This is a genomic window from Saccharopolyspora kobensis (genome assembly GCF_900108315.1).
Classification (GTDB): Bacteria; Actinomycetota; Actinomycetes; order Mycobacteriales; family Pseudonocardiaceae; genus Saccharopolyspora; species Saccharopolyspora kobensis.
This window is the reverse complement of the sequence record NZ_FNVB01000019.1, coordinates 1-26,149: the sequence shown is the minus strand read 5'-3', so window position 1 is coordinate 26,149 and position 26,149 is coordinate 1. Positions and strand designations below refer to the sequence as shown.

At 70.1% G+C, this 26,149-nt stretch carries 26 protein-coding genes, 1 pseudogene and 1 riboswitch; of the genes and pseudogenes, 11 read left to right on the top strand and 16 right to left on the bottom strand.

The features are described 5' to 3' along the window. Positions 1 to 103: 103 nt before the first annotated feature. The 5 genes from C4T78_RS35160 to C4T78_RS35140 all read right to left on the bottom strand — a co-directional run bounded on the left by C4T78_RS35160 (position 104) and on the right by C4T78_RS35140 (position 4,212). Positions 104 to 868: an HAD-IIA family hydrolase gene (locus C4T78_RS35160; RefSeq protein WP_177247854.1), complete on the bottom strand. Its 765-nt coding sequence runs from the start codon at positions 866 to 868 to the stop codon at positions 104 to 106. A gap of 26 nt (positions 869 to 894) precedes the next feature. After that, positions 895 to 1,983 (bottom strand): sulfate/molybdate ABC transporter ATP-binding protein, encoded by a 1,089-nt coding sequence (locus C4T78_RS35155; protein ID WP_093358885.1) that lies wholly within the window; start codon positions 1,981 to 1,983, stop codon positions 895 to 897. Next, a complete protein-coding gene (locus C4T78_RS35150; RefSeq protein WP_235863914.1) occupies positions 1,980 to 2,702 on the bottom strand; it encodes an ABC transporter permease in 723 nt (240 codons plus the stop codon). Before C4T78_RS35150 ends, C4T78_RS35155 begins: the two co-directional genes overlap by 4 nt. Positions 2,703 to 2,836: 134 nt before the next feature. Then, the gene (modA, locus tag C4T78_RS35145) at positions 2,837 to 3,580 is read right to left on the bottom strand and encodes a molybdate ABC transporter substrate-binding protein (protein WP_235863912.1); all 744 of its coding nucleotides are present in this window, start codon (positions 3,578 to 3,580) and stop codon (positions 2,837 to 2,839) included. Between the two features lie 230 nt (positions 3,581 to 3,810). Next, positions 3,811 to 4,212, bottom strand: a complete 402-nt coding sequence (locus tag C4T78_RS35140; RefSeq protein ID WP_093358923.1) for a TOBE domain-containing protein — start codon at positions 4,210 to 4,212, stop codon at positions 3,811 to 3,813. Positions 4,213 to 4,394: 182 nt separating this feature from the next. On the opposite strand from C4T78_RS35140, the gene moaA reads away from it, so the two are divergent. The 3 genes from moaA to C4T78_RS35125 all read left to right on the top strand — a co-directional run bounded on the left by moaA (position 4,395) and on the right by C4T78_RS35125 (position 7,077). Further along, the gene (gene moaA / locus C4T78_RS35135; protein ID WP_374703926.1) at positions 4,395 to 5,453 is read left to right on the top strand and encodes a GTP 3',8-cyclase MoaA; all 1,059 of its coding nucleotides are present in this window, start codon (positions 4,395 to 4,397) and stop codon (positions 5,451 to 5,453) included. Between the two features lie 4 nt (positions 5,454 to 5,457). Beyond that, positions 5,458 to 5,736, top strand: coding sequence for a MoaD/ThiS family protein (locus C4T78_RS35130; protein ID WP_093358892.1), 279 nt, complete (start codon positions 5,458 to 5,460; stop codon positions 5,734 to 5,736). 571 nt (positions 5,737 to 6,307) lie between these two features. Further along, a riboswitch (cyclic di-AMP (ydaO/yuaA leader) is annotated at positions 6,308 to 6,452 on the top strand. Between the two features lies 1 nt (position 6,453). Further along, positions 6,454 to 7,077 (top strand): transglycosylase family protein, encoded by a 624-nt coding sequence (locus tag C4T78_RS35125; protein ID WP_093358894.1) that lies wholly within the window; start codon positions 6,454 to 6,456, stop codon positions 7,075 to 7,077. Positions 7,078 to 7,331: 254 nt separating this feature from the next. On the opposite strand, the gene C4T78_RS35120 is transcribed toward C4T78_RS35125, so the two are convergent. Next, complete coding sequence (locus C4T78_RS35120; protein WP_093358896.1) at positions 7,332 to 8,156, bottom strand: SDR family NAD(P)-dependent oxidoreductase; 825 nt, start codon at positions 8,154 to 8,156, stop codon at positions 7,332 to 7,334. A 110-nt stretch (positions 8,157 to 8,266) separates the two neighbouring features. Between C4T78_RS35120 and C4T78_RS35115 the strand changes: the two genes are divergently transcribed. Then, complete coding sequence (locus C4T78_RS35115; protein ID WP_093358898.1) at positions 8,267 to 8,869, top strand: TetR/AcrR family transcriptional regulator; 603 nt, start codon at positions 8,267 to 8,269, stop codon at positions 8,867 to 8,869. On the opposite strand, the gene C4T78_RS35110 is transcribed toward C4T78_RS35115, so the two are convergent. The 4 genes from C4T78_RS35110 to C4T78_RS35095 form a co-directional block, all read right to left on the bottom strand. Continuing rightward, positions 8,856 to 9,770: a molybdenum cofactor biosynthesis protein MoaE gene (locus C4T78_RS35110; protein WP_093358900.1), complete on the bottom strand. Its 915-nt coding sequence runs from the start codon at positions 9,768 to 9,770 to the stop codon at positions 8,856 to 8,858. The genes C4T78_RS35115 and C4T78_RS35110 overlap by 14 nt on opposite strands. Before the next feature lie 19 nt (positions 9,771 to 9,789). Continuing rightward, positions 9,790 to 10,269: a cyclic pyranopterin monophosphate synthase MoaC gene (gene moaC / locus C4T78_RS35105; RefSeq protein ID WP_093358902.1), complete on the bottom strand. Its 480-nt coding sequence runs from the start codon at positions 10,267 to 10,269 to the stop codon at positions 9,790 to 9,792. A 90-nt stretch (positions 10,270 to 10,359) separates the two neighbouring features. After that, entirely contained in the window at positions 10,360 to 11,814 is a 1,455-nt protein-coding gene (locus tag C4T78_RS35100; RefSeq protein WP_093358904.1) for an NAD-dependent malic enzyme, read from the bottom strand. Between the two features lie 213 nt (positions 11,815 to 12,027). After that, entirely contained in the window at positions 12,028 to 12,213 is a 186-nt protein-coding gene (locus C4T78_RS35095) for a hypothetical protein (protein WP_093158309.1), read from the bottom strand. Positions 12,214 to 12,516: 303 nt separating this feature from the next. Here C4T78_RS35095 and C4T78_RS35090 point away from each other — a divergent pair, with 303 nt between their 5' ends. Then, a complete protein-coding gene (locus C4T78_RS35090; RefSeq protein ID WP_177247852.1) occupies positions 12,517 to 14,775 on the top strand; it encodes a helicase-associated domain-containing protein in 2,259 nt (752 codons plus the stop codon). Between the two features lie 364 nt (positions 14,776 to 15,139). Here the strand turns inward: C4T78_RS35090 and C4T78_RS35085 are convergent, their stop codons facing one another. The 4 genes from C4T78_RS35085 to C4T78_RS35070 are packed head-to-tail and all read right to left on the bottom strand — an operon-like array spanning position 15,140 to position 20,052. Then, positions 15,140 to 15,739 carry a GTP-binding protein gene (locus C4T78_RS35085; RefSeq protein WP_093158312.1) on the bottom strand — a complete coding sequence of 200 codons (600 nt, stop codon included), beginning with the start codon at positions 15,737 to 15,739 and terminating at the stop codon, positions 15,140 to 15,142. Next, positions 15,720 to 16,463 carry a DUF742 domain-containing protein gene (locus C4T78_RS35080; RefSeq protein ID WP_093158316.1) on the bottom strand — a complete coding sequence of 248 codons (744 nt, stop codon included), beginning with the start codon at positions 16,461 to 16,463 and terminating at the stop codon, positions 15,720 to 15,722. Before C4T78_RS35080 ends, C4T78_RS35085 begins: the two co-directional genes overlap by 20 nt. A 32-nt stretch (positions 16,464 to 16,495) precedes the next feature. Beyond that, positions 16,496 to 16,903: a roadblock/LC7 domain-containing protein gene (locus C4T78_RS35075; protein WP_175548002.1), complete on the bottom strand. Its 408-nt coding sequence runs from the start codon at positions 16,901 to 16,903 to the stop codon at positions 16,496 to 16,498. A 20-nt stretch (positions 16,904 to 16,923) separates the two neighbouring features. Then, positions 16,924 to 20,052 (bottom strand): sensor histidine kinase, encoded by a 3,129-nt coding sequence (locus tag C4T78_RS35070; protein WP_093358906.1) that lies wholly within the window; start codon positions 20,050 to 20,052, stop codon positions 16,924 to 16,926. Positions 20,053 to 20,655: 603 nt separating this feature from the next. Here C4T78_RS35070 and C4T78_RS35065 point away from each other — a divergent pair. The 4 genes from C4T78_RS35065 to C4T78_RS35050 all read left to right on the top strand — a co-directional run bounded on the left by C4T78_RS35065 (position 20,656) and on the right by C4T78_RS35050 (position 24,453). Beyond that, positions 20,656 to 21,663, top strand: coding sequence for an ABC transporter substrate-binding protein (locus C4T78_RS35065; protein ID WP_093358908.1), 1,008 nt, complete (start codon positions 20,656 to 20,658; stop codon positions 21,661 to 21,663). Between the two features lie 208 nt (positions 21,664 to 21,871). Further along, a complete protein-coding gene (locus C4T78_RS35060; protein WP_093358910.1) occupies positions 21,872 to 22,639 on the top strand; it encodes an ABC transporter permease in 768 nt (255 codons plus the stop codon). Beyond that, a complete protein-coding gene (locus C4T78_RS35055; RefSeq protein WP_093358912.1) occupies positions 22,636 to 23,430 on the top strand; it encodes an ABC transporter permease in 795 nt (264 codons plus the stop codon). The genes C4T78_RS35060 and C4T78_RS35055 overlap by 4 nt, the downstream gene beginning before the upstream one ends. A gap of 24 nt (positions 23,431 to 23,454) precedes the next feature. Beyond that, positions 23,455 to 24,453: an ABC transporter ATP-binding protein gene (locus tag C4T78_RS35050; protein ID WP_235863916.1), complete on the top strand. Its 999-nt coding sequence runs from the start codon at positions 23,455 to 23,457 to the stop codon at positions 24,451 to 24,453. An 81-nt stretch (positions 24,454 to 24,534) separates the two neighbouring features. Here the strand turns inward: C4T78_RS35050 and C4T78_RS35045 are convergent, their stop codons facing one another. Continuing rightward, positions 24,535 to 24,726 (bottom strand): DUF397 domain-containing protein, encoded by a 192-nt coding sequence (locus C4T78_RS35045; RefSeq protein WP_093358928.1) that lies wholly within the window; start codon positions 24,724 to 24,726, stop codon positions 24,535 to 24,537. Further along, a complete protein-coding gene (locus C4T78_RS35040) occupies positions 24,726 to 25,580 on the bottom strand; it encodes a helix-turn-helix domain-containing protein (protein ID WP_093358914.1) in 855 nt (284 codons plus the stop codon). Before C4T78_RS35040 ends, C4T78_RS35045 begins: the two co-directional genes overlap by 1 nt. A gap of 131 nt (positions 25,581 to 25,711) precedes the next feature. On the opposite strand from C4T78_RS35040, the gene C4T78_RS35035 reads away from it, so the two are divergent. Both C4T78_RS35035 and C4T78_RS35030 read left to right on the top strand, forming a co-directional pair. Further along, positions 25,712 to 25,963: an HC3 family zinc finger protein gene (locus C4T78_RS35035; RefSeq protein ID WP_093358930.1), complete on the top strand. Its 252-nt coding sequence runs from the start codon at positions 25,712 to 25,714 to the stop codon at positions 25,961 to 25,963. 1 nt (position 25,964) lies between these two features. Continuing rightward, positions 25,965 to 26,149 (top strand): annotated as a pseudogene (locus C4T78_RS35030) (hypothetical protein); the annotation flags it as partial.

Genomic DNA, 26,149 nt, shown 5'->3' with positions numbered 1-26,149 from the left:
TCCGTCGCGGTTTCCGCTGGTCAAGTGCCGTGAGTACGTTGTGGCGCCAGAGCCCCACAAAGTACTCACGGACCATGGACGACTGAACAGTCCCCACAGCCGGTCAGGAGCTGAACGGGTCCAGGACGTTGTCGACCAGTTCGGCGACCGAGCCGACCACCTTCGTCGGGCGGTACGGGAACAGCTCGGCGGTCGTCTCGTCGGAGATCCCGGAGAGCACCAGGATCGTCTTCAGCCCCGATTCCAGGCCCGACCGCACGTCGGTGTCCATCCGGTCGCCGATCATCAGCGTGTTCTCCGAGTGCACCCGCAGGTGCCGCAGCGCCGAGCGCATCATCAGCGGGTTCGGCTTGCCGACGTAGTACGGCGCGCGCCCGGTGACCCGCTCGATCAGCGCGGCCACCGCGCCGGTGGCGGGCAGCGTGCCCTCGCGGCTCGGGCCCTTCTCGTCCGGGTTCGTGGCGATGAACCGGGCACCCGCCTCGACCAGGCGGATCGCCTTGGTGATCGCCTCGAAGCTGTAGGTGCGGGTCTCGCCGAGGATGACGTAGTCCGGGTCGCGGTCGGTGAGCACGTAGCCGATGTTGTGCAGCGCCGTGGTCAGCCCCGACTCGCCGACGACGTAGGCCGAGCCGCCCGGGCGCTGATTCTCCAGGAACTGCGCGGTGGCCAGCGCGGAGGTCCAGATCGCCTCCTCCGGCACGTCCAGCCCGGTGCGCAGCAGTCTGGCGCGCAGGTCGCGCGGGGTGTAGATCGAGTTGTTGGTGAAGACCAGGAACGGGACCTCGTTCTCGCGCAGCGCCGCCAGCAGGGCGTCGGCGCCGGGCACCATGTGCTCCTCGTGGACGAGAACGCCGTCCATGTCCATCAGGTAGGTCCAGGGGGAAGGCTCAGTCACGCCCCAGATGATCCTCCGGATAGCGGGTGGATTGCTACCTCAGCCGCCTTGACGGCGAGCCATACCTCGTCACCGGGGCTGAGCCGCAGGTCCGCGACGGCGGCCGGGGTGATGTCGGCGGCCAGCGAGCAGTCCCGCACCACACCGCGCACCCGCACGACGTCGCCGCGCGGCTCGAGCCCGGCCAGCCGCACCCGTAGCGCGTTGCGCGGGCTGCCGCCCGGCGGCTCGCGGTGCACCGCCACCGCGGCGGGCGCGAACACCGCCGCCGCCGGTCGTCCCTGGTCGACGTCTTCTGCGATCCGGCCGCTGAGCACGGTGCCGCCGAACTCGACGCCGTTCGCCCGGGCCACTCCCGGCACCAGGTTGAGCCCGGCGACGCGCGCGGTGAAGGGCTCCTTCGGGCGGGACAGCACCTCGCGGGTCGGCCCCTGCTCCACGATGCAGCCGTCGAGCAGCACCACGAGGCGGTCGGCCAGCACGACCGCGTCCAGCACGTCGTGGGTGACCAGCACGGTCGGCTTCTCCTGACGCCCCAGCACCTGGTGCAGCAGGCCGCGCATGGCGGGCGCGGCGTCCACGTCGAGGGCAGCCAGCGGCTCGTCCAGCAGTAGCAGCTTCGGCTCGGCCGCCAGGGCTCGCGCCAGCGCTACGCGCTGCGCCTGGCCGCCGGAGAGCTGGCCCGGCCGCCGCCCGGCGAGTTCCGAGGCGTCCACTTCGGACAGCCATCGCGCGGCGATCTCCCGCGCCTCCGCCTTGCTCGTCCCGGCCGCGCGCGGGCCGAAGGCCACGTTCTCCAGCGCGGTGAGGTTCGGGAACAGCAGCGCGTTCTGCGCGAGCAGCCCGACACCCCGGCGATGGGTCGGCACCGCGATCCCGCGCTCGGTGTCCAGCCACGGCACGCCGTCGAGCTCGACCCGGCCCCGGTCCGGCACCAGCTGACCGGCCAGCACCGACAGCAGCGTCGACTTGCCCGCTCCGTTCGGGCCGAGCACCGCCAGCACCTCGCCGGGCGCGACGTCGAACTCGGCGCGCAGCGCGAACTCCGCCCGGCGGAGCTCGACGTCGGTCCGCAACCCGCTCACAGCCGTCCTTCCACCGCTCTGGGCCGGGCCACCACGATCACCACCAGGGCCACCACCACCAGCAACAACGACATCGCCACCGCGGCGTCCACATCGGACTGGGCGGTGGTGTAGACGGCCAGCGGCAGGGTCCGGGTGGTGCCCTGCAAGCTACCGGCGAAGGTGATCGTCGCGCCGAATTCGCCCAGCGCGCGGGCGAAGGTGAGCACCAGGCTCGATCCGAGCGCGGGCAGCACCAGCGGCACGGTCACCCGCCGGAAGGTCAGCCACGGCCCGGCGCCCAGCGTGGCGGCGACCTGCTCGTAGCGGCCGCCCGCGGTGCGCAGCGCGCCTTCCAGCCCGACCACCAGGAACGGCATCGCGACGAACGTCTGGGCCAGCACCACGGCCGCCGTGGTGTACGGCAGGCGGACGCCCACGACGTCGAGCAGCTGCCCGAGCGGCCCGGTGCGGCCGAGCAGGTAGAGCAGGGCCAGACCGCCGACCACCGGCGGAAGCACCAGCGGCAGCAGCACGAAGGCGCGCAGCACCCGCAGTCCGCGCATCCGGGATCTCGCCAGCACCAGCGCGAGCGGGCCGCCGAGCAACAGCGACAGTCCGGTGGCGATCAGCCCGGTGACCACCGACAGCCGCAGCGCGTCGAGCGCGGCCGGGCTGAGCAGCAGCCGCGGCAGCTCGGCCGGATCGACCCTGGTCAGCAGCCCGAGGACGGGCAGCATCACCAGTGCCAGGGCCAGCAGCGCGGGTACCCACAGCACCACCGGGACCTGGGTGGAGCGCAATTTCAATGGAAATCGACGAGGTGATTTCCATTGAAATTGCGTCTTCGATTTCAATGGAAGTTGCGGGTCGGTCATGGGGTGCCGAAGCCGTGGCGGGTGAGGATCTCGCGGCCGACCGGGCCGCGCGCGAACTCGACGAACTGCGCCGCCAGCTCCGGCTCCGGAGCACCGCTCACCGTCGCGATCGGGTAGGCGTTGACCGCCTGCCGCGCCTCCGGGAAGTCGATGACCTGCACCTTCTCCCCGGCCGCCGTCGCATCGGTGACGTACACCAGCCCGGCGTCGGCCTCGCCCGCGACGACCTTCTGCAGCACCGACTTGACGTCGTTCTCCTCGCTCACCGGCTTGATCTGCACGCCCGCCGCCTGCGTCACCTTCCGCGTCGCCGAACCGCACGGCACCTCCGGCGCGCACACCACCACGGCGTGATCACCGGCCAGGTCGGCCGGCGAGGTGATGCCCCCCGGGTTGCCGGGCGGGACCACGATCGTCAGCTGGTTGGTCGCGAAGGTCTGCGGAGCGCCGACGAGGTCGCGCACCTTGGTCATGTTCTTCTCGTCCGCCGAGGCGAAGACGTCCGCCGGCCGGCCCTGCTCGATCTGCTCCGCCAGCGTCGAGGAGCCCTGGTAGTCGAACTGCACCCGCACGTCCGGATGCTCCGCGGTGAACCGGTCCCCGAGCTCGTCGAAGGACTCGGTCAGCGACGCCGCGGCCAGCACGGTCAACGTGCGCTGCTGCTCCGAACCGGCTTGGCCGCACCCGGCCAGCAGCACCAGCGCCAGCAGCGCTCCGGCGACGACCTTTGAGGAATGCACGACTCGTTCTGCGTAGCGGTGCGGATAGCGGAACCTCAGCGCCCGCCTGGACTGCGGGATCTCCTCCTGCTGCAGGCCAATGCACGGCGTCGGAGCTGTCCTCGCCAGACGACCGCTGAGAACCCGCGGCGGTGCCGGTTGCGAGGGTGGGTTATGCGCCTGCGGCGCCTTCCAACCGGCGCCAGCTGAACCCCGCGGTCTCCTGCTTCTCCAGGACTTGAGCTTCGGCATCATGCCTCTCCCGGCGTCTCCACCACGACGTTGGTCGACTTGACCACGGCCACCGCCAGCACTCCCGGCCGCAGGCCGAGCTCGTGCACCGCCTCCGTGCTCATCAGCGACACCACCCGGTGCGGCCCGCACTGCATCTCCACCTGGGACATCACCCGGTCCGAGAGCACCTCGGTGACCAGGCCGACCAGCCGGTTGCGGGCCGACCGGCCGACGCCGGAGGGGTCGGGCGTGGAGCGCGCCTGGTCGCGGGCGAACTCGGCGAGCTCGGCCCCGTCGACGACGAGCCGCCCGGCGGAGTCCCGCTGCGCCCGCAGCTGTCCGCCGTCGACCCACCGGCGCACCGTGTCGTCGCTGACGCCGAGCAGCCCGGCTGCTTCGGCAATCCGATAGTGCGGCACGAGGAGGACCATACTTCCGCAGCTGCGGATCAATCCAGGGCAGCGCACCGCGAATCCGGATTCTCGATCAGCTTCGTGGCTTCCTCCGAGCCGGGAACGCGCTGGGCAGAGCGCGTTCGGCTGTCCGCACAAATGCGTTCCCGAGTTCGAAATTCGTCGGTCCGGCGCGTTAGGGTCGTGGGGTGACCGCGGTGGAGCTGGGAATCCCGTTCGTGCGCCGCACGATGGACACGTCCGCACGTCCGGACACCCCGCAGCTGGTGGACCGGTTCGGCCGGATCGCCACCGATCTGCGCGTGTCCCTCATCGACAAGTGCAACCTCCGCTGCACCTACTGCATGCCCGCCGAGGGCCTGCCGTGGCTCAAGCGCGCGGAACTGCTCGACACCGCCGAGATGAACCGGCTGATCCGCATCGCCGTCGAGGAGCTCGGGGTGACCGCGGTCCGCTTCACCGGCGGCGAACCGCTGCTGCGGCAGGACCTGGTGGAGATCATCGGCGCCACCGCCGCGCTGCCCAGCCGCCCGAAGACCTCGCTGACCACCAACGGGATCAACCTCGGCGAGCACGCCGAAGCCCTGGTCAGCGCCGGGCTGAACCGGGTCAACGTCTCGCTGGACACCCTCGACCGCGCGGTGTTCAAGGAACTGACCAGGCGCGATCGGCTCGACGACGTGCTGGCCGGGCTGGCCGCGGCCAAGCGGATGCGGCTGGAACCGGTCAAGGTCAACGCGGTGCTGATGCGCGGGATCAACGAGCACGAGGCCGGCGACCTGCTGCGCTACTGCATCGAGCACGGCTACCAGCTGCGGTTCATCGAGCAGATGCCGCTGGACGCGCAGCACGAGTGGGACCGCTCGCAGATGATCACCGCCGAGGAGATCTTGGAGCGGCTCCGCGCCGAGTTCGACCTCAGCCCGGACGTCGCCGAGCGCGGCTCGGCGCCCGCGGAGCGCTGGCTGGTCGACGGCGGGCCGGCCACCGTGGGCGTGATCGCCTCGGTCACCCGGCCGTTCTGCGCCGCCTGCGACCGGACCCGGCTCACCGCGGACGGACAGCTCCGCTCCTGCCTGTTCTCCACGATGGAGACGGACCTGCGCGGGCCGATGCGCGCCGGGGCCGACGACGCGGAGCTGATCCGGTTGTGGCAGGGCGAGATGTGGGCGAAAGCCGCTGGGCACGGCATGGACTCGGGCGAGTTCGCGCAGCCGTCGCGGCCGATGAGCGCTATCGGAGGCTGAGCCGATGACGACGTGGGCGGAACAGGTCGAGACCGCGGTGCAGGTGCGCTACTTCGCGGGCGCGCGCGCCGCTGCCGGAGTTCCGGAGGAGACGGTGCGACTGGCCGGTCCGGCGACCGTCTCGGACGTCATCTCGGCCGTCCTGGAGCTGCACGGCGACGGGCTGTCGAAGGTGCTGCCCGCCTGCAGCTTCCTGCTCGACGGCGTGGCCGTCCGGGACCGGCTCGCCGAGGTGCCCGCGGAGGCGACGCTGGACGTGCTGCCGCCGTTCGCAGGCGGCTGAACCGCGGCGATCCGACACCTTATTACTGCGCACGCGTGCGGGCGCGCGCGTGCGCGAATACAACATGGCCTGGCGTGTCGTACATTCCCTTTCAGGTGACATTTCGGCATCATCGCCGCCGATGTCGATCTTGCTGCCGAAGCGGCGTCCTTCGACAGCCTTAAGCGAGCCTGATCCAGCGACGCTGATCGCTACCCTCCGCACCGACGCGAACCTTGTTCGTGATCGCTTTCGCACGTCCGCGCACGCCCGCCCGGGCCGGAACGCCACCCCTCCGGGTGGCGCGAGCGAGTGCGGCGGAGGTGGCCGTAGGAGAGCGATGTGGTGACCCACGCCTCACCGACGGTGATCGATCTCGACAAGGAAACGACTTGATAACAACGCTCTGATCAGCAAAAAGAGCTCGGATCGAAGCACCCGTCCCACTTGTTACGTGACCAGCGTCACAGGCAAGAAGATTTGGGATCTCCCCGCCGGTTACGTAGTGTCGCTCCTCGGTCGGCCCCGAACCGATCAGCAAGAGCGGGAAGCCCGCAGCGCCGAACCCTGTCCGGCGGGCTTCCGACCCCCGAAACGAGAAACACCGGACAGGGGCGGGGGACCCAATCCCGGGCTCCCCGAAGCCCTAGGGGTGAAGCCGGTTCCCCCGAGCCGGCCGGGCTGCCTCTCAGCCCGAACCCGACAGCTGACCTCGCAGGCGCGGCAGGAGAGAGGATCATGGCTCGCTACAAGGGCAAGCACCGCAAGCCTTCCAATACCAGCCGCACCGTTGCCCGCGTCGCCGTCGCCGGCGCGGTGGTCGCGTCCCCGATCGCGATCGCCCCGATGGCCAACGCCGCCGACTGGGACACCCTCGCGCAGTGCGAGAGCAGCGGTAACTGGAGCATCAACACCGGCAACGGCTACTACGGCGGACTGCAGTTCAGCCAGTCCACCTGGGCCGCCTTCGGTGGTACCCAGTACGCCAGCAGCGCCCACCAGGCCACCCGCGAGCAGCAGATCGCGGTGGCGGAGAAGGTTCTCGCCGCGCAGGGCGCCAACGCCTGGCCGGGCTGCACCGCGAAGACCAACTGGGCCAGCGGCAGCACCAAGACGAGCACCAAGGTGACGCAGAAGAAGGTCACCGCCAAGACCCAGACCAAGACCCAGACGCAGAAGACGACGACCCCGAAGACCACGGTGAAGACCGGCGGCGGGGACTACACCGTCCAGCTGGGCGACACGCTGAGCAAGATCGGTCAGCAGTTCGGCGTCAGCTACCAGCAGATCGCCGAGCGCAACTCGGACGTCATCAGCGACCCGAACCTGATCTTCCCGGGCCAGCAGCTCGACATCAAGTGATCTGGTCGGCCGGCTGAGCCGGTCGGCGAGGAGTACGTGTCGTACCCCCGACACGGCACGTGCTCCACCCCTCTCGGAACCCCCACCGCACGCCCCCAGCGGTGGGGGTTCCGTCATGTTGTGGCAAGCGCCGAGGGTGGGCTGTGCGCCTGGGGGCGCATGCGACACCTCGAATTCGGTGCCGGGCATGCGCCGCAGTCACTGCGCACTGCTGCGCAGAGGTCGAGCCCTCTCCCCCTGGTCATTCCCGGCCGTCACTCGGCTTTCCGGCTGAGGTGTTCCCACTTCGCCAGCTCCGCGGTGTAGGCGTTGTTCATGCCCTCGACCATGTCGTAGGCCGCCGAGCCGAGGATCAGGTGCTTCGGGGGCTCGGGCATGTTCACCACCTCCACGACCACTTCGGCCGCCCGCTTCGGGTCGAAGTCCTCCGACTCGGCCCACATGCCCTGGAGCCACTCGCGCAGCGGGGCGTACGCCTCGTGCCCCTCGGCCATCGTCAGACCCCGGGTGAACAGGTCGGTCCGGTAGCCGCCCGGCCCGAGGATCGTCACCTTGATCCCGAAGCGCTCCACCTCCATCGCCAGCGCCGCGCTCATCGAGTCGAGCGCCGCCTTGCCCGCGCTGTAGATGCCGGTCGACGCGAAACCGCCGACCGAGCCCATCGAGGAGACCTGGAGGATGTGCCCGGAGCCCTGCTCCCGCATGTGCGGCACGACCGCCTGGCTCACCCAGAGCGCGCCGAAGAAGTTGGTGTCAAGGTGCGTCCGGATCTGCTCCTCGGTGAGCTCTTCGAGCATGCCGAGGATCGCTCCCCCGGCGTTGTTGATCACCACGTCGAGCCCGCCGAACGCGGCCACCGCCCGCCCGACGCCCGCGAAGACCGCCGGGCGGTCCGAGACGTCCAGCGAGAACGCGACCAACCGGCCGTCGCTGGCCGCGACCAGCTCGTCCAGCGGCGCGACGTCCCGGGCGACGCCGACGACGCGGTCACCCGCGTCCAGCGCCGCTTCGGCGAAGGCCCGACCCAGGCCGCGAGCGGCGCCGGTGATGAACCAGGTGCGGGGTGAACTGGTGCGCATGATCTTCTCCCGTCCGAGACGATACGGTTCGTCTCGTTGTTGGGACGAGCATGCACCGCGGTCGGCATCGTGTCAAGACGGAACGTCTCGTTTTGGGTTAGGGTGTGCCCATGGCCCAGGAGAAGAGCCCCAGCACCACCCGGCGCAGCGAGCGGTCCCGGACGGCGATCCTGACCGCCGCGCGCGAACTCGTCAGCGAAGTCGGCTACGCCAAGCTGACGATCGAGGCGATCGCCGCCCGCGCGGGCGTCGGCAAGCAGACGATCTACCGCTGGTGGCCGTCGAAGGGCGCGGTGGTGTTCGACTCGATCCTGTCGCTGAGCGAGGGCGCGGACGACGGCGAGATCGCGCTGCCCGACACCGGCGACCTCGAAGCCGACCTCAAGACCGTGCTGCGCGCGACGGTGGCCGAGTTCGCCGACCCCGGGTTCGAAGCGCCGATCCGGGCGCTGCACACCGAGATCATCAGCGATCCGGAACTGGCCGCGGCCTACCGCGAGAAGATGGAAGCGCCGATGCGCGAGGCGAAGAAGCGGCGCTTGCGCAGCGCCCAGGACTCGGGCCAGCTCGACCCGAACGCCGACCTGGACCTGGTCCTGGACTTCCTCTACGCGCCGCTGACCCAGCGCTGGCTGACGCGCTCGGGTGCGCTCGACGAAGCCTTCGCCGACGCCCTGGTCGACGCCACCCTCCGCGCCTTCAGGGGCAGTTGACCCACTCTTCGGCGCCGTCGTCGAAGACCTGGCGCTTCCAGATCGGCAGCCGCCGCTTGACCTCGTCCACCAGCTCGGAGCAGGCCGCGAAGGCCTGCTTGCGGTGCTCGGCGGCCACCGCGCAGCCCAGCGCGACATCACCGATCTTGAGCAGGCCGATGCGGTGCGAGACGGCGAGCGCGCGCACGCCGTCGAAGCGGGCCGCGATGTCCTGGGCGACCTCGGCGATCACCTCGGAGGCGCTCGGGTGCCCGGTGTACTCCAGCTCCTGCACGCCGCGGCCGCCGTCGTGGTCGCGCACCACGCCGCCGAAGGTCACCACCGCGCCCGCCGCGCGGTGCTCGACCGAGCGGGCCAGTTCGTCGACGTCGATCACCTGCTCGGTCACGTCGGCCCGCAGGACCTCCGCCGCCGCTCGGGCCGGTGCCGCGTGGTCGCCGCCGTGCAGCTGGTCGACGGCGTGCTCCAGCACTCCGTCCAGCACACCGAGGCCGTCCTTGACCCCGCCGCGCGAGCCCGGGAGGTTCACGATCAGCGTGCGCCCGGCGACGCCGGCCAAGCCGCGGGAGAGCACCGCGGTCGGCACCTGCGGCAGTCCGGCGGAGCGGATCGCCTCGGCGAGCCCGGGGATCGGGTAGTCCAGCACCGCCGCGGTGACCTCCGGCGTGCGGTCGCTCGGGTTGATCCCGGTGCCACCGGTGGTGATCACGACGTCCGCGCCGTCGGCGACCGCGCGGCGCAGCTCCTCGCCCACCGGGTCGCCGTCGGGCACCACGACGGGCTCGGGCACCTCGTACCCGCGACCGCGCAGCCACTCGACGATCACCGGCCCGGTGCGATCCGGGTACACCCCGGCCGCGGCGCGGTTGGACGCGGCGATCACCCGTGCCGTCCTCGTCATGGAGACCTCCTGTGTGCGGTCAGGACTCGCGGGTCCAGGTGCCGGTCTTGCCGCCCTCTTTGCGCTCCACCCGGATCTCGTCGAGCGTCGCCGACGGGTCGACCGCCTTGATCATGTCGTGCAGGGCGAGGCCCGCGACCGCGACCGCGGTCAGGGCTTCCATTTCCACCCCGGTGCGGTCGGTGGTCTTGACCGTCGCGGTGATCCGGACCTCCGCCTCGCCCGGCTCCAGCTCGACCTTGGCGCCGGAGATGGCGATCGGGTGGCACAGCGGGATCAGGTCCGGCGTCCGCTTGGCCGCCATGATGCCCGCGATGCGGGCGGTGGCGATCGCGTCGCCCTTGGGCAGGTCGTCGCGGCGCAGCAGGGCGATCACCTCGGCCGTCGTCCGCACCACCCCGGTGGCGACGGCCCGGCGGGCGGTGGCCTCCTTCGCGGACACGTCGACCATCCGGGCAGCACCGGTCTCGTCGACGTGCGTGAGCTCTTCCTGCGCCATGCCCCGAAGCCTAGAGCACCCGGAAACCCGCCCGGAAAAGCGAAGGTCCCCCACCGCCGTTGACGGGAGGGGACCTTCGACGAGAACCGGTCAGAAGTCGATGTCCTCGGCCATGCTCCACGGGAGGGACGAGCCGCCCTCGGCGGACGGTTCGCCGGACTTGGCTGCCAGCGCGGCCTTCTTGACCGCCTCGGCGACCGCCGGGGAGACCGCCGAGTCGAAGACGCTCGGGACGATGAACGAGGCGTTGAGGCGCTCGCCGTCGACCACGTCGGCGATCGCGTTGGACGCCGCGATCATCATGTCGTCGGTGATCTGGTGCGCGTGCGCGTCGAGCAGACCGCGGAAGACGCCCGGGAACGCCAGCACGTTGTTGATCTGGTTCGGGTAGTCACTGCGGCCGGTCGCCACGATCTTGGCGTGCTTCTGCGCCTCGAGCGGGTCGATCTCCGGGTCCGGGTTGGCCAGCGCGAAGACGATCGAGTCGGCGTTCATCGTCGACACGTCGTCGGCGGTCAGCAGGTTCGGCGCCGAGACGCCGATGAACACGTCCGCGCCGCGCACCGCGTCGGAGAGCGCGCCGGTGCGGCCGTCCTTGTTGGTGCCCGCGGCGATGGACTGCAGGTTCGGGTCGGAGTCGCCGCGCCCGGTGTGCACGATGCCGTCGATGTCCACCGCGATGATGTCGGCGGGCTTCTTGTGCTGCAGCAGGCGGATGATCGCCGAACCGGCCGCGCCCACGCCGCACACCACGATGCGGCAGTCGGCGATGTCCTTGTCCACCACGCGCAGGGCGTTGCGCAGCGCGGCGAGCACGACGATCGCGGTGCCGTGCTGGTCGTCGTGGAAGACCGGGATGTTCAGCTTCTCGCGCAGCCGGGCCTCGATCTCGAAGCAGCGCGGGGCCGCGATGTCCTCCAGGTTGATGCCGCCGTAGACCGGGGCGATCAGCTCGACCGCGCGGATGATCTCCTCGGTGTCCTGGGTGTCCAGGCACACCGGCCAGGCGTTGACGCCGGCGAACTTCTTGAACAGCGCCGCCTTGCCCTCCATCACCGGCAGCGCGGCCTCCGGGCCGATGTTGCCGAGGCCGAGCACGGCCGAACCGTCGGTGACCACCGCGACCGCGTTGCGCTTCACGGTCAGGCGGCGGGCGTCCTCCGGGTTCTCCGCGATGGCGGTGCACACCCGCGCGACGCCCGGCGTGTACGCGCGGGAGAGGTCGTCGCGGTTGTTCAGCGCGACCCGGGAGTTGACCTCGATCTTGCCGCCGAGGTGGATCAGGAAGGTGCGGTCCGAGATCTTGCGGATCCGGACGCCGGGCAGCGCGTCGAGGACCTCGGCGAGGTCGTTGGCGTGGTCGGCGGACCGCGCGTTGCAGGTGATGTCGACGACGATGCGATCGGCGTGCGACTCGACCACGTCGAACGCCGTGATGACTCCGCCCGCGCGACCGATCGCGCTGGTCAGATCGCCCGCTGCGGTCGTCGACGGCGGAGCCTCGACGCGCACGGTGATCGAATAACCCGGACCTGGAACCGGCATGGCACACCCCTGTCGAGCGGTACGGCTATGGACTTTGTCGGGCGCCGTTCTCCGGCGGTCCGCCGACCGCCGGAGTGGATCGCTCATCCGGGATGCAAGCCCTGCGGGCCTGCTGAACGACCAGAACTTCACCCAGCACGAAAAATCCTAAAACTTTCCCGAGTGTGAGCGACGTCCGGCCGGTTACTCCTGAGTTGCCCTTGACAACCCGGATTACTTGTTGATGCGCGTGACCGGGTGGACGTAGGGCACGACGTCCTGGTCGAGCGGGAAGGTGGTGCTGCCGAACGGCGACTCCGCACCCTGCTTGTCGGCCCAGAACTCGCTCACCGCGTGCTCCCCGTCGGTGACCTGCGGCCACGTCGGGTCGATGCGGTCCTTGTTGGTCTTGCCGGCCACGTCGTCCTCCTGTGCATTCCGGCTAACGGTGCAGGTCCAGTTTGCCGGATGTGGTGGTCAACCTCATCCAAGGGTGTGCATGCCCATAGTCCGGCGGACCTCCACGACCTGTTTTCGATCTTCAAAGCGGCGCAGCCGCTCAGGCCACCGCTGCGGGTTCTCGGCGCTCGCCTGACGAGGACAGCCCGCTCGCCGCGTAGCGGACCTCCCGGCGTCCAGGGCGCTGAACCCGCACCGCCACGCAGAACGGGTTCGTCAGTGCAGCTTCTAGGGCTCGGAACCGGCGTAGTGCTGGGTATCGTGGTGGGGATGTCTTCGCTTGCGGAATGGCTGCGGGAACGCGGCGACGAGACCCTCGTGGCGCTGCTGCGCGCTCGCCCGGACCTCGCGACGCCGCCGCCCGCCGACACCTCGGTGCTGGCCACGCGCGTCGGGGTGCGCTCGTCGGTGGCGCGGGCCTGCGAAGACCTGGACTCCTTCGCGCTCTCCACCCTCGAAGCGCTGGTGCTGCTCGACGCCGATCTCAAGCCGGTTCCGCTGGAAGCGGTCGCCGGGATGCTGGGCGGCGAGATCACTCCGCAGCAGGCTCGGCGGGCCGTCGAGCGGCTGCGCCGCCTGGCGCTGACGTGGGGCGATGACGACGAGCTGGCCATCTCGTCGGCGGCGCGCGAGGTGCTGCCCAACTTCCCCGCCGGGCTCGGCCGCCGGGCCGAGCACCTGACCGAGGACGCCGCGAAGGCCGCGCTCGCCGATCTCGACGAGGAGGAGCGACGGCTGGTCGGCAAGCTCGCCGCCGGCTCGCCGGTCGGCAAGACCAAGGACGCCGCCAAGCACGTCACGCTCGAGCAGGCGACGAACCCGGTGCAGCGCCTGCTGGCCAAGGGCCTGCTGCTGCGGCGCGACGCCGAGACCGTCGAACTGCCCCGGCAGCTCGCGCTCGCCGTGCGCGGGGATCACCCGATGGGCGAGGTCGAGCCGGACGAGCCGATCCCGGACCTGACCGGTTCCGACCGGTCGACGGTGGACAGCACCGGCGGCGGCGAGGTGCTGGAGCTGCTGCGGCACGTCGAAGACCTGCTCAACGCCTGGGGCGAGGATCCGCCGGACGTGCTGCGCTCCGGCGGCGTCGGAGTGCGCGAGCTGCGCCGCACCGCCAAGACCATCGAGGTCGACGAGGCGCGGCTCGGACTGCTGGTGGAACTCGCCGTCGCGGCCAACCTCATCGCCAACAGCGAAGCCGCCGAACCGCAGTGGGTGCCGACCTACCAGTCCGACACCTGGCTGGCCTCCCCGCCCGAGCAGCGCTGGGCCGCGCTCGCGCAGGCCTGGCTCGACCTGCCGCGGCTGCCCGGCCTGATCGGCGCCCGCGACGAGAAGGACCGCCTGCTCGGGCCGCTGTCCGAAGACCTCCGCCGCCCGCTCGCCCCGAAGGACCGCCGCCGCGTCCTCGACTACCTGGACGAGCTGCCCGGTGGTCACGGCGCCCGGCCCGACGACGTCGCAGCCGTGCTCGCCTGGCGGGCCCCGCGCCGCGGCGGCCGACTGCGCGACGATCTGGTGCGCTGGATCCTCGCCGAGGCGACCGCGCTCGGCATCGTCGCGCTGCACGCGCTGACCAGCGCCGGACGCGCACTGCTCGCCGACGGCGCGGCCGGAGCCGCTCGGCTGCTCGCCGACGCGCTGCCCGAACCGCTGGACCACGTGCTGGTGCAGGCCGACCTGACGGTGGTCGCGCCGGGACGCCTCGAACCGGACCTGGCCATCGAGATGAAGCTCGTCGCCGACGTCGAATCCGCGGGCAGCGCAACGGTTTACCGGATCAGCGACGCCAGCGTCCGCCGCGCGCTCGACGCCGGCTACACCGCCGACGACCTGCACGCGCTGTTCCGCAACCGCTCGCGGACGCCGATCCCGCAGGCCCTGACCTACCTGATCGACGACGTCGCCCGCCGCCACGGCCGCCTCCGCGCGGGCACCGCAGCGGCCTTCCTGCGCTGCGACGATCCGCTGCTGCTGGCCGAGATCATGGCCAAACCGGCGAGCGAGGAGCTCGAACTGCGCCGCATCGCGCCCACCGTCCTGGTCAGCCCGCTACCGCTGGCCGACGTGGTGGAAACCCTGCGAGCGGCGGGATTCACGCCGGTGGCCGAAGGCCCCGACGGCAACGTCCTCGACCTCCGGGAGAGCGGCCGCCGAGTGCGCGGCAAGAGCCGCCCGGCAGCGCCGGCGGCGATCGCGCGCCCGAGCGCGGAGCAGCTGGCGGAGCTCGTGGCGCAGCTGCGCGCGGGAGACCGCGCGGGAGCGGCGCGGCGCGGCAGCGCCGTGAGCCCCGAGCGCGGGCGTCCGAGCGCGGAAGCGACGCTGCAGCTGCTGCGCGACGCGGCGCGGCAGCGCCGGAGCGTGTGGCTGGGCTTCGTGGACACGCGCGGCGTGCGCAGCGAGCGCGTGGTCCGCCCGGTCAGCGTCGGCGGCGGAGTGCTCCAAGGAGTGGACACCACGAGCGAGGAGCTCGGCCACTACCCGCTCCACCGCATCATGACCGTCGCAGTCGTCGAGGACTAACCACCCGACCACCCGGACCGTCCGGTCACGAGCCCCACCCGACCACGAGCCCCACCCGGTCACGAGACCCGTCCGGTCACGAGACCCGTCCGGTCACGAGACCCGTCCGGTCACGAGACCCGTCCGGTCGTGAGGTCCGTCCGGTCGTGAGGTCTGTCCGGACCGGCGCCGTCCGGCCGCGCGGTCCGTCGGTACGCAACTTCAATTGAAATTTAACGTCAAATTTCAATTGAAATTGCCGAAGTCGTCCACCGGCACCGGCGTGTCGCGTCCCGACACGCCGTAGATCCGCAATTTCAATTGAAATCGGATGTGTGATTTCAATTGAAATTGCGGACCGCCTGCGCCCGGCTGGTCGACGGTGCTACTGGGCCGTGGTGGCCATGCGCTGGCGCATGGCGTGGGTGACCAGGGCGATCAGCGCCTGCTTGGTGCTCTCGCGGTTCCGGGCGTCGACGCTGATCATCGGCACCGACGGGTCGATGGTCAGCGCCTCTCGGACGTCCTCCATGCGGTGGTGCATGACGCCGTCGAAGGTGTTCACCGCGACGATGTACGGCAGGCCGCGGTCGTCGAAGAAGTCGATCGATGCGAAGGCGTCCGCCAGGCGGCGGGTGTCGACCAACACCACCGCGCCGATCGCGCCCTTCACCAGGTCGTCCCACATGAACCAGAACCGGTGCTGGCCGGGGGTGCCGAACAGGTAGAGGATCAGCTCCGAGTCCAGCGAGACGCGGCCGAAGTCCATCGCCACCGTGGTGGTGACCTTGCCCGGCGTGGCGCTGAGGTCGTCGACCCCGACGCTGGCCTCGGTCATCACCGCTTCGGTGGTCAGCGGCACGATTTCCGAGACCGAGCCGACGAAAGTCGTCTTCCCGACGCCGAACCCGCCGGCGACCACGATCTTCGTCGAGGTCTTCCGGCCGCCGGGCGTCGTGCGGGGATCAGAGCCTGCGAAGCCCACTGAGCACCCTCTCCAAGAACTCCATGGACGGCCGATCGCCGACGACCATGCCGCTGTCGTGAATCAGAACCAGGCCGGTGTCGGCCATGTCGCCGATCAGCACGCGCACCACGCCCAGAGGCAGGCGCAGGTGCGCGGCGACCTCGGCGACGGAGCGGGCTTCCAGGCACAGCTCGGAGATCGAGCGGTGCTCGGACCTGGACTGGGCCGCCTGGGTGCGGCCGCGTTCGCTGGTGGTGACCAGCGTTTCGATAGCAAGATCATAATCAGTGCGGGTCCGCCCCCTGGTGCGGGCGTAAGGCCGCACGAGCGAACCGCTGTCGAGCCCGTCGTCCTCCGGCCCGTCGATGCTCGGGATCGCCGGCATCGATCCCGAGATCGACGGCATGGACTGCGAAATCGGCGCCATCGGCTGCGAGATCGACGGCATCGACTGGGAGATCGGGGACATCGACTGCGAGATCGACGGCATGGACACCGAAGGCGGGCCGCCGCCGTCGGTCGGGCGCGGCCGGGCCGGCACCTCCGCGGACGAGTCGTAGCCGGAGCCGAACAGGTCGGCTCCGGGGCCGCCGAACAGCGCCCGGTCGTAGCCGCCGAGCGAATCGGAGTTCTGGCCGGACGCGTCGTCCACGAAGTCGTCCTGCCAGGACTCCGCGCTCAGCCTCTTGTTGTAGAGGCGGAACAGGTCACCGTCCCAGCTGGGCTCGGAACCGGTGGTCATGGCGAGCTCCCCTCAGCGTTCTCCAGCCGGAGTCACCGGCGGCCCATGCCCTGCAGCTGCGCGCGCAGTTCCGGCGTGAGCTGCCGCCCGACCCGCTCCACGAGCAGGGTCATCTCGTAGGCGACCAGCCCGATGTCGGCGTTGGGCGCGGCGAGCACGGCCAGGCAGGAACCATCGCTGATGGACATCAGGAACAGGTAGCCCTGCTCCATCTCCACCACGGTCTGGGTCACCTCGCCGGCTTCGAAGCAGCGCGCGGCGCCCTGCGTGAGGCTGACCAGACCGGACGCGACCGCGGAAAGCTGCTCGGCGCGGTCCCGCGGCAAACCTTGTGATCCGGCGAGCAGCAGGCCGTCCGCGGACACGACCACCGAGTGCGCCACGCCGGGAACCCGACGCACGAAGTCGGTGATCAGCCAACTGAAGCTGTTGCTGCTCATCGGTTGCTGCACGGACCCGTTCACTCCTGCTCCTCGGGACGGCTCGGATTCGAGCGGGGTTCGGTGGAAACCGGTTCGGCCTTGGAGTGCCTACCCCGTTTGACACCCTGCTGGAAGTTGGCCATCCGGCCGCGCACGGCGTCCGCCGAGCGCGGGGCGGCTGGCTTGCGGCGCGGAGCCTGCGACGAGCGCGGGGTGACCGAGCCCGGCAGCAGGTTCGTCTTGGGCACCCGCTTGGGCAGCCCGGCCGCGGTGGTCTCCTGGACCTCCGGCGACTGCAGCAGCGCTTCGGCCGCCTTCCAGCCGACGTCGGCGCCGCCCCAGCCGGGGTCGGGCGCGGTGGTGCGCGGGACCTCCGCGACGGGCTCGGCCACCGGTTCGGCGGCCGGCTCCGGCTCGGCGGCCGGGGACGGTGCGGGCGGCGTCGGCTTGGCCTCGGCGCCCAGCGGCGAATCGTCCCCGTCGGACTCGCGGAACCACTGCGAGAGCACGGCTTCGTAGATCGGCAGGCGTTGCGTCGGCGCGTCGTCCATCTCCCAGGAAGCCCCTCTCGGCTCGTCGTCGGCGAACGCCGGCGACGGGCCAGGGGTGCCCTGGACCGGGCTCCCTTCTCGGGCGAAGGTGTCCGGGAACGCGTCCTGCCGGGTTCCGTTGTCGGCGGCGCGCTCGGGGGTCGCCCCGTTCAGCGCGCTGCCGTTGTGCGCCGGTTCGTCCAGCTCGGACGGGAACTCCGTCGGGGTGAACTTCGCGGTCTTCTCCGCCTCGAACGGGCTGTGGAAGAGATCGGCCGGGCTTGCGGGGACCCCGCACTGCCCGTCGGGGACCTCGGCGCTCGGCCACTCCTCGGCGCGGACGTCGTCGGCCGCGGGCGCCTGTTCATCCTCCCACCGGGGGACGTCGGTGGCGCCGAACGAATCGCCGGAGGACAGCGTCACCGAGTACTGGGTCGACAGCTCGGTGCCGGATTCCTCCGGTTCGGGCTCCGGTTCCGGTTCCGGGGTGAAGGCGGTCGGCTGGTCCAGGCTGAGCTGCGGCAGCGGGGCGCGCTCGGTGGGCGGCTCGGAGCGACCGCCGAACGCGGCGGCCAGCCCGAGGTGCGTGCCGGTCTCGCCGAGCGAGTCGCGGCGCTCGTCGCCCCGGCCGCGCGGCATGTCGGGCATCGGCATCGGGCCGTCCGGGGTGATCTGCACCACGAATTCGCCGGAGAGCCGGACCGTGGCGGTCGCGCCGCCCTCCAGGCCGTCGTTGTTCTGCAGCTCGACGCGGATGTCGTGGCGGCGGGACAGCTGGCCGACCACGAACAGACCCATCCGGCGGGACACCGCGACGTCGATCTCCGGCGGCCGGGTGAGCCGCTCGTTGATGTCGTCGATCTCCTCGGCGTCGATGCCCACGCCGCGGTCGCGGATCTCGATGACGAGTTCCTGCCTGCGGTAGGCGGCGCGGACGGTGACCTCGGTGTCCGGGTTGGAGAACACCGTGGCGTTCTCCAGCAGCTCGGCGACCAGGTGCACGAAGTCGTTGACCACGCGGCCCTGGATGGCCAGGTCCAGCGTGTCCACCACGGCGATCCGGGCGTACTGCTCGACCTCGGACACCGCGGCGCCGAGGACCTCGTTGAGCGGCACCGGGCGCATCATCCGGCGGGTGAGGTCGGTGCCGCCGAGGATCAGCAGGTTCTCGTTGTTCCGCCGCATGCGGGTGGCCAGGTGGTCCAGCTCGAACAGGCTGCTCAGCTGGTCCGGGTCCTGCTCGTCCTGCTCCAGCCGGTCGATCAGCGAGAGCTGGCGCTGCACCAGCGTCTGGCTGCGGCGGGCGAGGTTGACGAACAGGTCGTTGATGTTGTTCCGCAGCAGCGCCTGCTCGGAGGCCAGTCGCAGCGCCTGCTGGTTGACCGTGTCGAAGGTGCGGGCGACCTGCCCGATCTCCTCGTTGGTGTGCACCGGAACCGGCGGCACGGTGACCTGGCTGGCCGTGCTCGGGTTCTCGTTCACCCGGCTGATCGCGTCCGGCAGGCTCTGCTGGGCGATCTCCAGCGCGCTGTAGCGCAGGGTGCGCAGCGGGCGCAGCATCGAGCGGGCGATGAACGCCGCCACGCCGAAGGCGACGACCAGCAGCAGCGCCAGCAGGGCGGAGTCGCGGATCAGCGCCCACCACGCGGAGTCGGCCAGCTCGGTGGCGTCCTCGTGGAAGTCGGTGAGCACCGATTCCTCGACCGAGCGCACCAGGTCGGTCCGCTCGCCGGCGGCGGCGCCCCAGTCCTGCGCGGGGACGCCCAGCGAGGCGGACTGGTCGCGTTCCGCGGTGATCAGCGCGGTCTGCTCGATCTGCTCGGTGGTGTCGACCGCGGCGCCGGCGACGCGGGCCGCGTAGAGGGCCTGCTGCTCGGGGTTCGCGGAGTTGAGGAACTCGCTGTAGGCGGCCTCGAACCGGGCGTCGGCGGCGCGCATCGCCTCGGTCTGGCCGGTGAGGAACCGGTCGCGCAGCGCGGCGCTGAGCAGGATCGAGCGCTGCTGGGCGAGCTGCTCCTTGGCCCGGCCCAGCGCCTCGGAGGCTCGCGCGGTCTGGCTGACCTGCGTGTTCACCGCGGCCGTGGCGACCGTGCGGTTGATCTGCAGCAGGTTGTCGACGACCGAGTTGTAAACGACCAGCGTCTGCGGGCTGGTGAAGTTCGCGTTGATGGTGCCGCGCAGGGCGCCGAGGCTGCCGACGCGGTGCATCGCGCTTTCGTACGAGTCGCGAACTTCTGGCGAGAACTCGCCAACGCGGGCCTCGAAACCGCTCAGCTTCGAGACGGCCTCGTCGACCTTGCGGCTCTGCGCCGCGTAGTCGTCGGCCGCCTTCTGGCCGCCTGCGGTGCCCTTGACGGTGGTGAACACGACCGCGAAGTCGCGCTCGCGCTGGAGCTCGTGGGTGAGGTCGGCGGCCTGCTGAGCGAGTTCGACCTGCTCGACGATGGTGCTCAGCCGGGTCTGGGTGGTCAGGCCGTCGTAGACGCGGATGCCACCGACAGCCAGTGCGGCCAACGTCGGCACGAGCAGGACGGCGGCCATCTTGTACCGGAGGCGCCAGTTGCGCAGCCACCACTTCTTGGTGCGGGTGGCTCCCGGGGGCGCATCGGCTCCGGTGTCGGGGTCGTTGTTGAGCATCCCTGTTTCCTGCGCTGCGGCGGACATGTGCGTCACCGCCACGGACGGCTACCTCTCCGCTCCGCGGCGGTGTTGATCATCGTGCTGGGAGTGCGCCCGCGAACCGGCGTCGCCACGCCGAGAACCCACGAGCGGGCCGACGATTCCCCGGCTCGCGCCGAGCAGCCGCAGACCCTGACTCTGTCAGCCGGGCTTGCCATCACACTCCCTGGTCACAACGTGCATCCCCCGAAGCAAGAGGCCAGTCACCTCGACGGGCGAGACTATACTTAACTGGGCGTCACAAGTCAGGCCCCCAACGCAGGCGTTCATCACACGGTCGAGTGGTATGAACAACATTTGGGCCAATAGTGTGACAACGAGCTAGTTACAGCTGGTTGTGGGCGTTTAGTGAAAGTTCTACAGTTCGGGTGCCCCGCCACCGCCACCGCACCGCCGGGGGCGCGCCGACTGCTCCTCACCCGCATCTGAGCAGCCGGTGATCATCGGTACCGCCAACCGGACACAGCGCATCAAGGGGCATGCATGCGCTCGGTTGTCGCGCACCGGACAACCCGGCGCGGTTTTCGCACCATGTCGCACCCCGTATCCGAGGAGGAACACATGAGCCCCGTCCACCGCGCCCTCCCCCGCAGGAGCCTGCTGAAACTCGCAGGCGGAGCCGTCACCGCCGGCGCGCTGCTGGGTACGAGCGGCTGCGGACTCCTCGGCGGGTCGCAAGGGGACAGCGGTGGGAACGACCTGGTCGAGAAGCAGAACCTGCGGGTCGGCGCGCTGCCGATCAACGACCTGGCGCCGCTGCACCTGGCCGTGAAGAACGGCTACTTCCAGGAAGTCGGCCTCAACGTCGAGATCGTCAACGCCAACGACGGTAGCGCCGCGCTGGCCAGCACCATCGGCGGCGACTACGACATCACCTACAGCAGCTACGTGCCGTTCTTCACCGCTCAGGCCAGCGGCACCGCGCCGCTGCGGATCGTCGCCGACTGCGCCTCGGCCACGCCGAACAGCACGGTGATCATGACCTCGCCGAAGACCAACATCCGCAAGCCGCAGGACCTGACGGACAAGAAGATCGCCATCAGCGGTCCGGGCACCATCACCGAGCTGCTGGTCAAGGCCACCCTGGACGCCCACGGCGTGGACTTCAGCAAGGCCGAGCTCACCCCGGTGCCGTTCATGAACATGCCCGCCGCGCTGGACCAGGGCCGCGTCGACGCCGCGATCGTCACCGAGCCCTTCCTCACCATGGCCGCCCGCAACGGCGCGATCCCGGTGGTCGACACCGCCACCGGCCCGCTGGAGGACCTGCCGCTGACCGGCTACGGCGCGACCGCGAAGTTCGTCGACGAGCACCCCAAGACCGTCGCCGCGTTCCAGAAGGTGATGGACCGCGCGGTCGCCGAGGCGCAGGACCGCAGCAAGATCGAGCCGCTGCTGCCGGAGTTCGCGAAGATCGACAAGGAGACGGCGGCGATCATCACGCTGCTGAAGTTCAACTCCCACGCCGACGCGACCCGCCTGCAGCGCGTGCCGCGCCTGATGAAGCAGTTCGGCTTCATCAACACCGACATCAACGTCGAAGAGATGATCGTCACCCCCAAGGCGTGAACCGACCGGCGGTGAGAGCGGAATCGCCGAGCGCGATTCCGCTCTCCCGCCCGCTCCGGTTCTCCTGGGGTTTCCCGGGAATTGGCACCGCGTTGCCGTTCGCCGTTCAAGGTCCGCCCCGAGGACCGCACCTCCCACCACGAATGCTGCAATTCGCGCACACCGACGAAAACCGCCGGGCGCACCACCACAGAGCTGATATCGGGAAATGACGAAAACACTCCGGGGACTGCTCGGGCTGCTGGGCTTCCTGCTCGTCTGGGAAGCCTTCAGCTGGTCCGGAACCGTTCCCCAGCAATACTTTCCGCCACCGTCCACAGTGCTCATGAGGCTCGTCGAGCTGCTCGGCGACCGGAACTTCCTGCTCGACGTGATCGCCAGCGTGCTGGCCTGGGCGATCTCGCTGGGCATCGCCATCGCGATCGCCGTCCCGGCCGGACTGCTGCTGGGCAGCGTCCGCAGCATCCGGGTGGCCACCCGCTCGATCATCGAGTTCCTCCGCCCGATCCCGTCGGTGGCGCTGATCCCGCTGGCGATCGTGCTGGTCGGCGCGGGGCCGGAGACCAAGATCACGCTCGCGGTGTACGCCGCGGTGTGGCCGATCCTGTTCAACACCATCTACGCGCTGGACGAGATCGACCCGGTCATGGTCGACACCGCCCGCTCGTTCGGGCTCGGCCGCGGTCGCGTGATGTTCACCGTGGCGCTGCCCAACGCGGCGCCGTTCGTGCTCACCGGCATCCGGATGTCCGCCGCGGTGGCGCTGATCCTGGTGGTCAGCACCGAGTTCCTGGCGGGCGGCAGCAGCGGCCTGGGCAACTTCGTGCTCGACGCCAGCTCCGGCGCGGGCCGGATGGACCTGGTCATGGCGGGCACGCTGGTCGCGGGCATCATCGGCTACCTGATCAACGAGGCGCTGGAACTGCTGCACAAGCGCGGCCTGCGCTGGAGCACGGTCGATCGGGAGGCAGCGTGAACAAGGTTCAGGGATTTTTGCGCCGCTGGCTGGTCTTCATCATCGCGATCGTGCTGTGGGAGCTGGCGACGCGCTTCGCGCAGAACCCGTTCTTCCCGCCGCCGACGCGGATCCTGGAAGCCGCCGGCCAGAAGTGGTTCAGCGGACCGGCGTCCTCGCTGTTCCTGACCGACGAGGTCTTCAGCGACCTGCTCGCCAGCCTCGGCCGGGTGTTCGCCGGCTGGCTGATCGCGGTGGTCGTCGGCGTCGGGCTGGGCACGCTGCTCGGCCGCTCCCGCACCGGGATGGACTACTTCGGACCGCTGATGGCGTTCATGCGGGCCATCCCGCCGCCGGTGCTGGTCCCGGTGTTCCTGGTGCTGCTGGGCATCGGCACCGAGATGCAGATCACCGTGATCGTCTTCGGCGTGATGTGGCCGATCCTGCTCAACACGGTGGACGGCGTGCGCTCGGTCGACCAGGTCAAGGTGGACACCGCCCGGTCGTTCCGGATCCCGCGCTCGCACTGGGTGTTCGGCGTGGTGCTGCCCGCCGCGACCCCGAAGATCTTCGCCGGGCTGCGGGTGAGCCTGTCGCTGGCGCTGGTGCTGATGGTCGTCTCGGAGCTGGTCGGCTCCACCAACGGCATCGGCTACCGGCTGATCTTCGACCAGCGGGCGTTCGACCTGCCCGCCATGTGGGCGGGCATCGTCCTGCTGGGCGTGCTCGGATACCTGCTGAACACCCTGCTGCTCGCGGTGGAGCGCCGCGCGCTGAGCTGGCAACCGTCGGCGAACGTAGTCGGAGGCTGAATCGTGAAGACCGAAACCAAGACCATGCTGGAAGTCTCCGGGCTCGGCCACCGCTACGGGGGCGCGAACGGCCACCAGGCCATCGCCGACCTGACCTTCCAGGTTCGCACCGGTGAGCTGGCCTGCATCGTCGGCCCGTCCGGCTGCGGCAAGTCGACCATGCTGCGCTCCATCTCCGGGCTGATCAAGCCGACCAGCGGCAAGGTGCAGCTCAACGGCTCCCCGGTCAACGGCGTGCCCGAGGACCTGGCCGTGGTGTTCCAGGACTACAGCCGCTCGCTGTTCCCCTGGCTGTCGGTGCGATCCAACGTGGAGTTCCCGCTGCGCTCCCGCGGCGTGAGCAAGGCCGAGCGGCGCGAGCGCGCCGACGAGGTGCTCGAGTGGGTGGGGCTGTCGGCGGCGGCGAAGAAGTACCCGTGGCAGCTCTCCGGCGGCATGCAGCAGCGGGTGTCGATCGCCCGCGCGCTGGCCTGCCGCCCGGCCCTGCTGCTGATGGACGAGCCGTTCGCCTCGGTGGACGCCCAGACCCGCTTCGAGCTGGAGGACCTGCTGCTGCGGGTGCGCAAGCAGTTCGACAGCACGGTCCTGCTGGTCACCCACGACATCGACGAGAGCATCTACCTGGCGGACCGGGTGTTCGTGCTGTCGAAGTCCCCGGCCAGCGTGGTGGCGGACCTGGAGATCCCGCTCGGCGACGAGCGCGACCAGATCACCACCCGCGAGTCGGAGACCTTCGTCCACCTCCGCAGCGAGGTGGCCCGCCTCCTCGACGTCCGCACCGCAGCGGCCCCCAAGCCGGAGGCGGCGGAGGCACCGGAGCCGGAGGCCGAGGCGGCGACGCCGGAGGCGGAGGCCGACGAGAAGCCTGCGGAGGCGGCAGCCGACTCGGCGGCGGAGTCCGATGTGGACGAGCAGACGTCGGACGCCGACGAGAAGTCCGCGGACGACGCGGAGAAGTCGACGGCGAAGCAGTGGGCTGAAGCGGAGCAGGCCGAAGCGGCCGAAACCGCCAAGCGCAACTGACGAAACAGCCGAAGGGCGCCTTCGACCGGCACAACCGGATCGAAGGCGCCCTTCGCTTTCCCCGACGGAGTCGGGGCGACATCACCGCTCGAACCGACCGGCCTTCACGGCCGAGACGAACGCCGACCACTGCCCACGATCAGCCACGAAGAACCCGGCGGCACGGTCCTTGGTATCGCGCACCGCAGCACCGTCGGCTAACGCACCGACCTCGACGCATGCGGTGTTGTTGCTTGAGTAGCGAGACTTGCGCCATCCAGTTGGCTGTTCCATCACTGCGCGTTCTCCTCAACTCTGGCGATGCAGGCGGCGATGAACTCCATCGAGTCTTCCGGACTCATCGATGCATCACGGAGCGTACTTACGGCATCCACGTAGGTGGCTACGACACCAGGTGAGGTGAGGAACGCTGCGAATCCCAGATGTTCCAAGTGCACCAGAGGTGGCGCCTTCGGGAACTCGAACAGCATGAACTGGCCGCTGTGCGCAGGCATCCAACGCGGCGGCTGCGTCGGGATGACTCGGATGGTCACATTGTCGAGATCGGCGATCTTCTGCAGGTGCCGGTACTGGTCGACCATCGCTTCGGCAGCGATGAGCGGTGCCGTCAGCACACTCTCCAGAATCAGTGCCTCGAAAGTCGGCGCCTTCCGCTTGCCGAGGATGTCACGCCGGGCGGCGCGCATAGCCGCACGTGTTTCGAGCTCACTGGGTGAGCAGTCGACCAGGACAGCCCGCGTGTAGTCCGGTGTCTGCAGCAGGCCCGGAATGACCAGCGGGGCAACTTCAACAATCGCACTGGCAGTGCGCTCGTACTGGATGAGCGTCGCCAGGTCTTGGTGCACGCCGGGGATTCCGGTTCGCAGCCAGTCCGGGCCGCCGTCTTCGCGGGCGAGCTCGACCAGCCTCTCCCGCTCTGCTCCCGGAACACCGAGCGCCACCGCGATCGCCGTTACGTCTTCTGTTGTAACCACGCGGGTTCCCGCTTCACTGCGTGTTACCCACGCATGCGCGCAGCCGAGTATCCGCGCCAGTTCCCGGACGCCGATCCCGGCTTCTTCTCGTGCTTTCCGCAGTTCCGCGCCCAGCGTGCGGGCCTTCGGGTTGCCGGGCCTGGATCGGGTCATGAACCAATCCTAGGTACGCGATCGAGCGCCGATGATCGCCTGGACGAGCGATTGTGCCGACTGGATCAGATCCACCATGCTGGATCTGATCCTGATTGATCCAGTTTCTATCCGATTCCGGAGTGGTGTTCATGCAGGTCTTCCAGCCATATCCCTTCCACTGGGTGCCTGCTGCTGGGCAGCGGCATGCGAGCACTGACCGGCGGCCCGAGGGAGCTTTGGCCTATCCCAGCGGGACTTCCGTGGCGACGCTGTGCCGGGAGCAGGTCATCGCCGACAACTCCGAGATCGGCTGGCTGTGGCCCACCTGCGACAGCTGCAACACCGAAGCGCACCGAATCGCCCGGGAACTGCCCACCACCACGACCGCACGGAGCAACTGACATGGCCACCGCACTGCCCGGCATCATCATGATCACCGCAGGCGTCGCGTTCTACCTGCTCGCGATCTACTGGAACACCCACCGCCCTCAGCACTCCGGCAGCGGCGAAGGCGCACTCACGGTCCACCAGCTCATCGCCCACGTCGAAGCCGAACGCCGCCAACGCGAACGAACCGGCCGCCACCG